Below are 12,578 nucleotides of genomic sequence, written 5' to 3'. Positions count from 1 at the left end.
AAAGGTGATAATATGGACTTTATGCTGGAAGCCTTAGAGGAGGCTAAAAAGGCTCTTTCTAAAGAGGAAGTACCCGTAGGGGCTGTAGTAGTAAGGAATGGAGAAATCATAGGGAGAGGTCACAACCTCAGAGAAAACTTAAATTCTCCTCTAGCTCATGCGGAAATCATTGCTATAAAAGAGGCATCTGAAAAGCTAAATAGCTGGAGGCTAAATGACTGCCAGCTTTATGTTACCCTTGAGCCCTGCGTCATGTGTGCAGGAGCCATAACCCAAGCCCGTATACCTGAGGTTTACATAGGAGCTATTGATCCAGCAGCTGGAGCCTGTGGCTCTATAATCAATATCCCTCAAAATGATAGCCTTCACCTTCACACAAAACTATACTGGCAGCTTAGGGATGAATGTGGAGATATTCTTAAAGAATTTTTTTTAAGAAGAAGAAAATAATTATTTATTTTTGTAAAGATTCTGATATAATAAAATAGTAGCCTGCGGGTATGGCGGAATAGGCAGACGCGCTAGATTCAGGTTCTAGTGAGGGTTCCCTCATACAGGTTCAAGTCCTGCTACCCGCACCACGAAAAAGACCAGATTTGTCTAAGCGACAAATCTGGTCTTTTTCGAATGAAGCGCGCCTTGGGGCACATGAAGTCGCTGCGCTGATGAAGTGTCCTTCGGACATGAAGTGTGCTGCTGCACATTAAGAGGGCGCTTCGCTTCATACGAGAGTAAGGGAGTGCTTCGTGGCGACACCATCGCCGCTTCATGTTTGCTAAGCAAACACTTCATTGAAATTATGTAAATTTTATGATATTGTTCTTAAAAGAGGTGATCCATATGAGAAATGACAAATTATCTGTTCAATCCATGGATTTTGCAATCTCCATCATCAATCTCGTAAAAGAATTAAAGCTAAATAAGGAAACTATTATATCTAATCAGATAGGAAGAAGTGGCACTTCTATTGGTGCTAATATTCGGGAAGCACAGTATGCTCATGGAAAGGCTGACTTCATTGCAAAACTTCAAATAGCACTAAAAGAAGCCAATGAAACGGGCTACTGGTTGGAGCTGCTCTTTAAAACAGACTATATTGATGTTGAAACATATAGAGCACTAGATGCAGCTTGTGCAAATATTCGTGTGATATTGATAGCTTCTATCAATACAGCAAAAGGAAATAAGGATAATTGAGATGAAAAGAAACCTCCCTTGCCCACCAGCACAAAAGAGGTTTCTTTTATTATGTATAAATAATCTTCCAATGAAAGATGTGGAAGTATGAGGCAGTTATATAATAAAATTGTGTCCTATTAGCTCCCTTGAGTTAGTCTAGACTAACTGAAAGAAGTTTATCATAAAATGTCGAAAAACACAATAATAAAAATAAAGTGTAATTAATTTCCTTAAAATGTATCAAATTCCCTTCTCTTTACGTATCTTTTATTAAGGAACCTACAGGGAGGTAAGGGATGTTCTATAATATATTTCATTCAACACACCATAAAAAGTTATATTCATTAAGGGAAAAGGTGAAAAGAATTAGCTATTTAGTCCTAGCTATAGGAATGCTTATACTTTTAGCTGGCTGCAGTAGCTTAGGTATATTTAAGGCTCAGGATGATAAAGGTGCTTTTTATAGCCTTTTAGAAGAGGGAATCCCAGAGGGATATTCATATTGCGCTTCTGCTAAGGCTGAGGATGGAATAATCATTATGTATGCCGATGAGGGCAGCTATGAATATACTATTGTTCTATTGACAGAGAACTCAGGAAAGCTTAAGGAGCTTTATAAAGGAGAGCTTTTTACTGGCACGGGAGATTATTATCTCAGTCATTTTAATTTTGAAATCTTAAATACTTCTCCACTTATGATAAAGGATAACTCCACTATGAGACTTTATTCCTTCGATGAGAAGTACTCTAATGTAAAGGAGTCTTCTCTGGAGGATTTAAGATTTTATGATAGCTTATATTCAGAAAGAAATAATAGTATTCATTTTATAGATTATGATACCAATTATTTTAATTCATATTCTGTTGAGGATGAAAAGCTTGCAGAAATCTACACAGAAAATATGGATTATAGCTACCTTATCCTCGAAGATATCTTTGAAGATCAGGGAATCGCTGTGATTTCAACCACAAGATTTATTGATCAGAAGGCTATAAAGCTGCTGGTAGACATGGAAAAGGGTGAGGTCATTTGTGAGCTTCCTTCAGAAATCACTTTATTTGAGCTTCAAGGAAAAGTATATGGACTCAGGCAAAATGAGGATAAGATACTAATAGCTCTATATCAGCAGGAAGAAGGGATATTTGAGCCTTTTATTGAAATAGCTTCCGGAGAAGAATATTACTTCGAATATTATGTCCATGAGCCTAGCGGATACCTTTATTTCTATTCTCTGATAGATGATAATACTGCTAAACTTAAGGCTATTAACATTATAGAGAAGAAACTTGTCTACGAGGGGGATTACTCCTTTGATCTCATAAATTATGTGGAAGAAGAGGCTTATGCTAAAGAAGAGGAATATCCTGAAGAGCAATTATTTACGGATATAAGTATTCTTGGGACAGAGAAGCTTACGGAAGATGAGTCCAGCTTAATATTCAATATTACTAGAGCAGGAGCTTTACAGGATATTGTTGTATGGAATATAAGCAAAGAAGCTCCTATAAATAAGTCTCTTAAGTCTTCTGAGAATTGGGATAGCTATAGCAGTGTTGCCCCTAGAGAAAATAAATACTATGGAAGATTAAGTGAATATGCAGATTATCTATCAAAAAAGCATGGAGTGAATATATATATTGGGGATAATGCTGTAGTTGGCTTTGTGGATTATGCTGTTACTCCTCTAGAAAGTGAAACGGAGACATATCAAGCCTTAACTGCGTTGGAAGATGCTCTGAGCCTTTATCCAGAGAATTTCTTTCGTCAATTTAAGGATACTTCCCCTGGAGGAATCGGTATTTATATCACTGGGAGTATTTCTTCAATAATATCTGGGAATATTGATAATCCTGTGGGCTTTACTATTAATAATTATGGAAAGCAATATATTGTGCTTAATGGACAATATATTGAGTCTACTAGAAAAACCTTTACCCATGAACTAGCTCATGCAATAGATACAAGGTTGTATAGCCTTAGCATGGTTAACGATGGCTTGCATTTTAATGAGGCTCAATGGGGAGAGCTTAATCCTAAGGATTTTGCCTATTATTACAATTATTTAGATGAAAATGGTGAAAGCTATCAGTATAATGGCTCCACGGAATATACTCCACTGAGTGAAGGTTATGAACAAAGAGGGGAAGTAGATGAGGTTTACTTTGTGGACTCCTATTCTAAGACCTTCCCCACAGAGGATAGAGCGAGGCTTATGGAATATAGCCTGCTGAAGGAAGGAGCTCCTGATTATATGAAGGGTAAGAATATGCAGGAAAAGCTTAAGTATTACTACTTAGCAATAAGAAAGGCCTTTGACACAACAGGCTGGCCTGAGGTTACTTCCTGGGAGGAAGCGATACTACCATAAAAATATATTTGTTGTTATTTATAAATTTTATAAAACATAGGAGAGTAAAATGATTAACGGAAGCTTAACTTATTTAATCTCATAATCCAAGAGGGGGGTAAGGCTTATGAAAAGACTGGCTTCACCATAGAAGGTGTTTTGAGACAAGCTATATATAAATAATCAGTATTCTGATGAGGTAATAATGGGTCTTCTCAGGGAAGAATATGATAAGATGAAGTAGAGCTTTTCATTTATAGAAGTTAATATACCGAGGTGATAATAATGCCATATAAGAGCTTTAAAACCCTTAAGCAAGAGAAAAATAGACTTTTCTTTTATACTCCTCATGAAATCACTCTCCTAGAAAATAAGTCTTATTTCGCCCAAAATACTGCTGCTATTAAGCTGATTAAGGGTTATGAAGTGGATAAGATAGGGGGAGAACCTATAAATAATAAAGAGCTTCTTATGATTGTAGTACAATATTTCATAGGAGAATACTTTGGAGATTACACAGGAAGACATGTGAAAGAAAGAAGCTATATATTGATAGATGGAGTAGTTTATAAGGAAAGTGGAGAAATCATAGAAAAATTACCTTCAGAGCTTGAAGGAGTATTAAAGGAGTATAACATATGAAGAAAAATGGGAAGGTTTATCTGTGATATAGGATAAAATAATTAATTGAAAAACCCTAAAACTTCCTATATAATTACATAGGTAAGCGTATATAGGGAGATGTACCCAAGTGGTTGAAGGGTCCGCACTCGAAATGCGGTAGGTCGGTAACCCGGCGCGAGAGTTCGAATCTCTCCATCTCCGCCAAAAAAAGACGATGGTTTTGATAAAAAACCATCGTCTTTTTTAATGGAGAAAAACTGAAGTATTCCAAGGAAATCTTAGTTATTAGAAACACTTCTATATTTTTTGCGATATTGTGAGGGGGTCATATCGGAGTATTTTTTGAAGACCCTATTAAAATGAGTAAGGTTTGAGAAACCAGTGAGGCGGCTGATCTCAGTGATGCTTTTATCTGTCTCCATGATGCTACGCTGTGCATTGGAAACTCGAGTTATATTTATGTATTGGACTATGGTTCTATTAGTGATCCGTTTAAACTCCCTGCAGAGATAATAAGGACTGACAAAAAACTTTTTTGAAAGATCTTCTAGAGTGATATCTTCAAAATAATTATCGTGAATATAATCTATGATATCTCCAATGAGATGTCTGCTGGAGTTTTTTTCTTTATGTGGGGCTTGTCTTAAGATGGCTATAAGAAGAAGATTGAGAAGGCTGTGAAGTAATTCTTCTCTATATATGGTAGGATTATCTTCTTCTTTTAGAATTAGCTTTAATATATTATGAATAGCAGCGCTAGCCTTAGGAGTTGGCCTATAGATTCCGGTAGAGTTGCTTAAAGCCTTTGATAAAGCCTCTGAGTCTATGGCACTAGGATTGAAATAAAGAACAATTCTTTTGAAGGGAACATCAACAGAACCAAAGGAATGATGCATTACGTAAGGTGCCTTAATAGCAAACATTCCTGGTTCTATAGTATTTATTAATCCTTCAATAATAATATGACGTCCGCCACCTTCCAAGTAGTACAGCTCATAAAAATCATGGAAGTGAGATTTTGTCATATTATCATTTACCCCTTCTTTTTCTTCACAGGAAATCACTTGACCCTGCGCCATTCTTATACCTGCATAGTCAATCATATAAAGTCTCCTTTTATCTCTTTTAAAAATAAAAAATATTATCATTAATTGCAAAACAAACGATTTCAAAGCATCTTTATAGAGCAAGATGTGTAAAAAACTAATGGTTATCTCGCAAAAATTGTCTAGTTTTGACGAAATATTTGTAATAAAATCATAACATAATGACAGTCAAAAGAAAATAGAAGACAGAGGAAAAGTAAATAGCATGAAAAGATTTCAAGGACAGATTGAACATAACAGGGAAACCATTACCCTTTTGTTTAAGGTAGCCTATGACACCTTTGAGATGAAGAGGATATTAATTCGACTTACCATTGGGGTGATTATGGTTATCTTAGGACTTTTCGGTGAGCTTAATCAGGTTATTCAAGGAATATTACTTATGACAGGAGCATGGCTTATTGTAAGTAGAGATTTTCCACCAAAGGTAAGGGCTGATCGCACTCTGGAGGAGAGAAAGCAGCCATTGCCTATTCTAGTTTCAACTTTTTATGAAGACCGTATGGAACTCAGTGGAGAAGGGAGAATGAGTCTTAGATATAGAGATTTTCAGCATATCGTAGAAGAAAACGATTATTTCTTTCTTTTTCTTCATAAGAATTCTGCTTGTATGATTGATTCGAAGACCCTTGAGCCTGATTCACTGGAGGAATTTAAAGACTTTGTTTCAAGGAAGACAAATCTTCAGTGGCAGAAAAATACTTCTTGGTTCAATATGAGTCTAAAAGAACTGCTTCAACTTCTTAAGCAATAAAAATGAAGACCTTGGAAGCAATTTATTGATGGGTATTCGCTTTTAAAGCGATTTACTATATAGAAAATAATATATTTTAAAAATATCTACTAATCTAGGAGGCAAAAATGTTAAAGACAAAGAAGCTTGTTGCAATGGCAGCTGCAGCTATTATGGCTCTAAGCCTTACTGCTTGTGGTGGTGGAAGTAATAGTGAAACAGCTGGAGGAGAAAAAGTATTCAATTTAAAATTAGGTCATAACTTAGCTGAAGACCATGCTGTTCATCTAGAACTTACTGACTTCGCTGAGTCTGTGAAGGAAAAATCCAATGGAACTATCAATATTCAGCTTTTCCCTAATGGTACTTTAGGTAGTGAGAGTGACATGATTTCTCAAATACAAAACGGAGCACTAGATATGGCAAAGGTTTCTGCTTCAACCCTTGGAAACTTCAGCGAACAGTATAATGCATTTTCAATACCATATGTATTTGATAATCAAGAGCATTACTATGAAGTAATGGACAGTGAAGTAGTACAAAATATCTTTGATAGCACTTCTAACGATGGGTTCGTAGGCTTAACTTGGTTAGATTCAGGAGCTCGTTCCTTCTATACTGCTGACAAGGCTATACGTAAGCCTTCAGACTTAAAGGGATTAAAAATCCGTACTATGGATTCTCAGATTGCTATAGATATGATGAGCGCTCTTGGTGGTTCTGCTACAGTTATGGGCTATAGTGATATCTACACAGGCTTACAGCAGGGAGTTATCGATGGAGCAGAAAACAATGTAACTGCACTTCGTGACCATGGTGAAGTAGCTAAATATTATTCTTTTGATGAGCATACTAGAATTCCAGACGTAGTAGTTTTCTCTGCAAAGGTTTGGGATGAAATGTCTGAAGAACAACAAGAGGTAGTTAAGACTGCAGCTAAAGAAGCTAGTGAAAGCTACAAGACTAGATGGAAAAACTTTGAGGATGAAGTTTTAGAAAAGGCTACTAATGAGTTTGGAGTAGAGCTAGTAAGAGATGTGGATATAAAAGCTTTCCAAGAAGCTGTGAAGCCAATCTATGAAAAGCTTGAAAAGGATAGCCCAGAAGTATATGAGGTTGTAAATTCTATACGAGAAATGGCTAAGTAAAATAGCTTTATTAAGAAAGGCTGCAGTCCCAGAAGGTGGCTGTAGCCTTTCCTATTGATAAAATAATGATTTCGTCTTAAATCGGAGGAACGAAGAATTATGAAAAAGTTAGATAAAATAATCGATGATTTTATGAAGGGATTGATGGCCTTGTCCATGCTTTCCTTAGTGATAGGAGGATTCTGGCAGATCTTCACTAGATGGATTCTTAAAGACCCTTCCACCTTCACAGAAGAATTTATGCGTTTTATGCTTATATGGGCTAGTATGCTTGGTTCTGCCTACTGCTTCTACAAGGATAAGCATCTTAGCCTAGACCTTTTCAAAAGTAAAGCTAAGGGAAAGGTTACTGTAATCCTAAATGTATTTATAGAAGCAATGATTTTATTCTTTATAACCTATGTATTTGTGTATGGAGGCTTTAGACAAGCTATAGGAAGTACAAATCTTTCTCCAGTTATGCAGATTCCATACAAATATCTTTATATGATTCTGCCTATATCTGGCGCTTTCATAGTAATAGCACGAGTTCTCAAGTACATTCAGCTATATCAGGACTCCAAAGCAGATAAGAAGGAGGCTTAAAAATGATAATACAATCCACTTTAATTCTTTTTGGTGTGTTTTTTACAATGCTTTTTACTGGTGTGCCTATATCAGTAGGTATTGGAATTGCTTCAATAGTTACAGCATTTTTTAGTTTTGATCCAGAAATCTTTGCAGTTATTGCTGCCCAACGTGTATTTTCAGGTATAGATTCTTTTGCACTATTAGCATTACCTTTCTTTACTTTAGCTGGAAACATAATGAACAAGGGTGGTATAGCTCAGCGTCTAGTACGTCTTGCTAGACTAGTTGTTGGTTGGATTCCAGGATATCTAGCTGCAACTAATGTACTTGCTAATATGTTCTTTGGAGCTATTTCTGGTTCTTCCGTAGCAGCAACCTCTGCTATGGGTAGCATAATGAGTCCTTTAGAAAGAGAAGAAGGCTATGATCCAAACTATTCTGCTGCAGTAAATATCTGTTCAGCACCCACAGGAATACTTATACCTCCTAGCGGTCCGCTGATATTATACTCCATAACTGCCGGTGGTGTTTCCGTAGCAGCTCTATTCATGGCAGGCTATCTTCCAGGAATACTTCTTGGACTATCTGTATTGATATTCTCCATGTACATAGCTTATAAGAAGGGCTACAAAGCTTCTACTGTAAAAGAAACAGACCCAGCTATAAAAATAGTTATAGATGCTGTACCTTCACTTTTTGCTGTAATACTTATTATGGCTGGAATCCTTTCAGGTTGGTTTACCCCTACAGAAGCTGGTGTTGTAGCAGTTCTATATTGTGGTCTTTTAGGCTTTATATATAAAGAGTTAAATATAAAAAATCTTTATGAGATATTAGCAGATACAATGATTAGCTCCGCTACTATTTTATTCTTAATTGCTGCATCAACCATTATGTCTTATATAATGTCCTATTCAGGAATTCCTGCAGCAATAAGCCAGATGATAATGGGAGCTTCCAGCAATAAATATGTATTATTGCTTATAATGAATGTATTCTTACTAGTTATGGGTATGTTCCTTGACCTTACTCCAGCGGTATTAATTTTCACTCCAATATTTTTACCTATCATAAATAGTATTGGAATGAGTCCTGTACACTTTGGTGTTATGCTCATAATGAATTTGGGTATTGGTTCTGTTACTCCACCAGTAGGCTCCTGCTTATTTGTAGGCTGCAGTGTAGGAAAGGTGGCTATTGAAGGTATTACTAAATATATAGTTCCATTATTTATTGCAATGGTAATAGCACTTTTATTGGTAACTTATATTCCAGCAATTTCCCTTTTAGTTCCATACTTATTTAAGTTAGTACCATCAATGTAATATAAGAACTCTGTTAGGAGAAGTACTAAAAAGACAAAATGTCGTGTTTAGATTAAAGGAGAAACCAAATGAAGATATGTAAAGAATTTAAAGGGATGGAGACCCGTGAGGGTATATCTATTATTCATACCAACTGTGCAGATATCAGTATAACATTTGTTACCGAAGAAATAGTTAGAGTAAGAGCATCCTTTGATAGAGAAATGGATGAAGCATCCTATGTTCTATCCACTACTGCCTGGGAAGACCGTTTAGATGGTCTTTTCCAGGGAGAAAGAAGTCAAAAGAAGCCAGTAGCTCCAGCGGTGGAAGAAAAGGATGGTAAGGTAGTCTTCACAACAGAAGCTATAAAACTAGAGCTAACTAAGGAGCCATTCTGCTTCAGACTTTATGATAAGGAAGGAACACTTCTATATAGTGACTTAGAAGGAAGTCCTTACATATTAGATTCTAATAATAGAGTAAATCACTATAGCCAGATGCAGGGCGAAGAAGAATGCTACTATGGCTTTGGTGAAAAGGGTGGAGAGCTTAACAAAAATAAAACCTTTATCCGTGAAAGAGCTACCGATGCTATGGGTTATGATTCAAGAAAAATGGATACCTTATATAAGCACATTCCTTTTTACATCAGAATGAATCGTAGTACTCATAAGGCTGTAGGACTTTTCTATCATAATTTCTATGAGTCCGTATTTAATATGGGCTGCGAGAAGAGTAACTACTGGTGCAGATACACCTACTGGCAGGCCGATGGTGGAGATGTAGATCTGTTTCTAATCGGTGGAAACACCCTTAAGCGTATAGTGGATAACTACACCCTTATTACTGGACGTCCAGCACTACTTCCAAAAAGAGCTTTAGGCTATCAGGGTTCCTCAATGTATTACCCAGAGCTGGAGAAGGACAGTGATGATGCAGTTATAAGCTTTATCGATACTATTAAGGAAGAAGGCTTCCCTATTGATGGCTTCCATCTTTCATCAGGGTATACAAGCTATGAAAATCTTCGCTGCGTGTTCACTTGGAACAAAACTCGGTTCAAGGATCCTAAAGCTTATTTTGCAGCAATGAATGATAGAGGTGCTCAAAATGTGCCCAACGTAAAGCCTGGAATACTTTTAGATCATCCATGGTTTGATGAGTTTAAGTCCAAGGATGTATTTGTAAAGGCCTCGGAAGGAGAAGGCTTTGTCACAGGAAGATGGTGGGGCGGAGAAGGTGCTTTCTGGGATCTTACAAAGGAATCAGCTCGTCGCACCTGGAAGGATTATTTAATAGAAAATGTTATAAAAGTAGGTACAAATTCTATTTGGAATGATAACTGTGAATACGACAGTATATTAGATAAGGATGCTATCTGTGACTATGATGGAAAAGGCGGTACTATCGGACAGTTAAAGCCACTTATGAGTACCATCATGTGTAAGCTTGCTGCTGATGCAGTTAAAGAAAATGATGAGAATGCAAGACCATATGTAGTTTGCAGAAGTGGTAGCTCAGGTATACAGAAGTATGCTCAGACCTGGTGCGGTGATAACTATACAAGCTGGGACTCTCTAAAATACAACATTCCTATAATAACAGGAATGGGTCTTTCAGGACAGCCTAATGAAGGTGCTGATATAGGTGGATTTGCTGGACCAGCTCCAGGAGAAGAGCTATTTGTTAGATGGGTACAGAATGGTATATTCCAACCAAGATTCTCCATACATTCTGCCAGCAATGATAACACCGTTACAGAACCATGGATGTACAGTGGCTCCAAGGATATAATTAGAGATGCTATACTTTTAAGATACAGAATGACTCCATATCTATATTCCTTAGAGTATGAAGCTAGTGAGACGGGAGCACCAATAATGAGAGCTCTTGTATATGAATTCCAGAATGATCCTAAGGTCTTTGATGAAAGCTTTGAATTTATGTTTGGTCGTGACATTCTAGTAGCAAATGTACTAGAACCAGGAGCTACTACTCAAAAGGTATACTTACCTGCTGGCTGCAAATGGTATGACTGGAACAACAACTTTGCCTGCTACGAGGGAGGACAGACTATAGAAGTACCTGTTACCCTTGAAACAATCCCAATGTTCATAAGAGAAGGTGCAATCATCCCAATGGCCAAGAACCAACTCATGAGCATGGAACGTGACCACATGACCAAGCTTCACCTAACCCTAGCACCAGGAATAGAAAACACCTACACTCTATACGATGATGACGGAGTTACTAACAACTTCAAAAAGGGTGAATTCAGAAAGACTCATATAACCATGGAAGGCAAGGATGTTGTAAAAGTACATTTTGCATCAGAAGGCTCCTATGAGGATTTCGTAGAAGATGTAACCGTAGAGATGATCCGTAAGGACAAAAGTCCATACTGGGTTACCTTAGGAGACTCCAAATTAGAACACTTCCTAAATAGAAGAAAATTCGAAGCTGCAGAAGAAGGCTGGTACTATAGCCAGACTAAAAAAGCAGTTGAAGTTAAGTATAAGAACCCTAAGAAGGATGTAGTGCTTACTGTGTCCTTTGAGGATTTTGACCTTATCGGTATGTAATGATAAAAAAAGTTCAACGCGTTGCGTTGGGCTTTTTTTGTTAGATTCGGCTGCGCCGAGGGAGGTTTGCTTCGCAAAGGTAGATTCGACTGCGTCGAGGTAGAAGTGATTGGATTAGTGTGATGGAGATAATCTTTTAGTTTATAATCTGCTTAGGAGTGATTTCTAAAAAACAATCTGTGAGCTTCGGAGAATAATACACCTATCGAGCTCTGCGAGCCCCCGCGAGCAATCTCCCTATCGAGCCCTGCGAGATAATCCCCTCATCAGTAACAATTTCCCTCTTCTTATATTCATATCCATTGCACCGGATAAACATCCTCTGATAAAATCATATTAAATGAAAATTTATAGACATTTATGTCGAATAGTTTTATTGGAGGAATTTACTATGCTGAACGAAAAGATAATTGAACTATTAAATGATCAGGTGAATAAGGAGTTTTATAGTGCTTATCTATATTTAGATATGGCAAATTATTATATTGATAATGACTTAGATGGCTTTGGTAATTGGTTTAATATTCAGGCTCAAGAGGAAAGAGACCATGCAATGCTTTTTATAAAATACCTTCAGAACAATGGTGCTAAGGTAGAGCTAAAAGCTATAGACAAGCCAAATGAAGAGTTTAATAAATTTGCAGATCCTTTAGAAGTAAGCTATGACCATGAGCAGTATGTGACAAGCTTAATTAACAATATTTATGATGTGGCCTATACAGTGAAGGATTTTAGAACCATGCAGTTCTTAGATTGGTTTATAAAGGAGCAGGGAGAGGAAGAAGCTAATGCTTCTGGACTCGTTAAGAAGTATAAGTTGTTTGGAGAAGATCCAAAGAGCCTGTACCTTCTGAATCAGGAGCTAGCTTCAAGAACATATTCAGCACCTACTCTTGTTTTAGATTAATAATATAGCTTAAAAAGACGTGAAAGGAAATTCTTTCACGTCTTTTTTATAGATAATTAACAGGGATAATTCAA

The 12,578-nt window shown here is 36.9% G+C and carries 11 protein-coding genes and 2 tRNA genes; 12 read left to right on the top strand and 1 reads right to left on the bottom strand.

Annotated features, from left to right (window positions below):
- The first annotated feature begins 12 nt into the window (after window positions 1-12).
- The 6 genes from ACPWSR_RS06385 (at window position 13) to ACPWSR_RS06360 (ending at window position 4,355) form a co-directional block, all read left to right on the top strand.
- A complete protein-coding gene (locus ACPWSR_RS06385; protein WP_426350858.1) occupies window positions 13-450 on the top strand; it encodes a nucleoside deaminase in 438 nt (145 codons plus the stop codon).
- A gap of 44 nt (window positions 451-494) precedes the next feature.
- Window positions 495-581 (top strand) — tRNA-Leu (locus ACPWSR_RS06380).
- A 259-nt stretch (window positions 582-840) separates the two neighbouring features.
- Window positions 841-1,197, top strand: coding sequence for a four helix bundle protein (locus ACPWSR_RS06375; protein WP_426350857.1), 357 nt, complete (start codon window positions 841-843; stop codon window positions 1,195-1,197).
- 278 nt (window positions 1,198-1,475) lie between these two features.
- Window positions 1,476-3,548 carry a hypothetical protein gene (locus tag ACPWSR_RS06370; RefSeq protein ID WP_426350856.1) on the top strand — a complete coding sequence of 691 codons (2,073 nt, stop codon included), beginning with the start codon at window positions 1,476-1,478 and terminating at the stop codon, window positions 3,546-3,548.
- Window positions 3,549-3,812: 264 nt separating this feature from the next.
- Window positions 3,813-4,169 carry a hypothetical protein gene (locus tag ACPWSR_RS06365; RefSeq protein WP_426350855.1) on the top strand — a complete coding sequence of 119 codons (357 nt, stop codon included), beginning with the start codon at window positions 3,813-3,815 and terminating at the stop codon, window positions 4,167-4,169.
- 95 nt (window positions 4,170-4,264) lie between these two features.
- Window positions 4,265-4,355, top strand: a tRNA-Ser gene (locus ACPWSR_RS06360).
- 74 nt (window positions 4,356-4,429) lie between these two features.
- Here ACPWSR_RS06360 and ACPWSR_RS06355 read toward each other — a convergent pair.
- Window positions 4,430-5,254 (bottom strand): AraC family transcriptional regulator, encoded by an 825-nt coding sequence (locus tag ACPWSR_RS06355; RefSeq protein ID WP_426350854.1) that lies wholly within the window; start codon window positions 5,252-5,254, stop codon window positions 4,430-4,432.
- 208 nt (window positions 5,255-5,462) lie between these two features.
- Between ACPWSR_RS06355 and ACPWSR_RS06350 the strand changes: the two genes are divergently transcribed.
- The 6 genes from ACPWSR_RS06350 to ACPWSR_RS06325 all read left to right on the top strand — a co-directional run bounded on the left by ACPWSR_RS06350 (window position 5,463) and on the right by ACPWSR_RS06325 (window position 12,504).
- A complete protein-coding gene (locus ACPWSR_RS06350) occupies window positions 5,463-6,011 on the top strand; it encodes a YcxB family protein (RefSeq protein WP_426350853.1) in 549 nt (182 codons plus the stop codon).
- Between the two features lie 107 nt (window positions 6,012-6,118).
- Window positions 6,119-7,138 (top strand): TRAP transporter substrate-binding protein, encoded by a 1,020-nt coding sequence (locus tag ACPWSR_RS06345; RefSeq protein ID WP_426350852.1) that lies wholly within the window; start codon window positions 6,119-6,121, stop codon window positions 7,136-7,138.
- A 99-nt stretch (window positions 7,139-7,237) separates the two neighbouring features.
- A complete protein-coding gene (locus ACPWSR_RS06340) occupies window positions 7,238-7,723 on the top strand; it encodes a TRAP transporter small permease (RefSeq protein ID WP_426350851.1) in 486 nt (161 codons plus the stop codon).
- 2 nt (window positions 7,724-7,725) lie between these two features.
- Window positions 7,726-9,033, top strand: coding sequence for a TRAP transporter large permease (locus ACPWSR_RS06335; RefSeq protein ID WP_426350850.1), 1,308 nt, complete (start codon window positions 7,726-7,728; stop codon window positions 9,031-9,033).
- Between the two features lie 68 nt (window positions 9,034-9,101).
- Window positions 9,102-11,597 carry a TIM-barrel domain-containing protein gene (locus ACPWSR_RS06330; RefSeq protein ID WP_426350849.1) on the top strand — a complete coding sequence of 832 codons (2,496 nt, stop codon included), beginning with the start codon at window positions 9,102-9,104 and terminating at the stop codon, window positions 11,595-11,597.
- Window positions 11,598-11,988: 391 nt separating this feature from the next.
- On the top strand, window positions 11,989-12,504 hold the full coding sequence (locus ACPWSR_RS06325; protein ID WP_426350848.1) for a ferritin: 516 nt from the start codon (window positions 11,989-11,991) through the stop codon (window positions 12,502-12,504).
- The last annotated feature ends 74 nt before the right edge of the window (window positions 12,505-12,578 follow it).

Source organism: Alloiococcus sp. CFN-8 (genome assembly GCF_049943125.1).
GTDB lineage: Bacteria > Bacillota > Clostridia > Clostridiales > Clostridiaceae > JAEXZL01.
The sequence above is the reverse complement of the archived record's forward strand: the minus strand, read 5'-3'. Positions and strand labels throughout refer to the sequence as shown.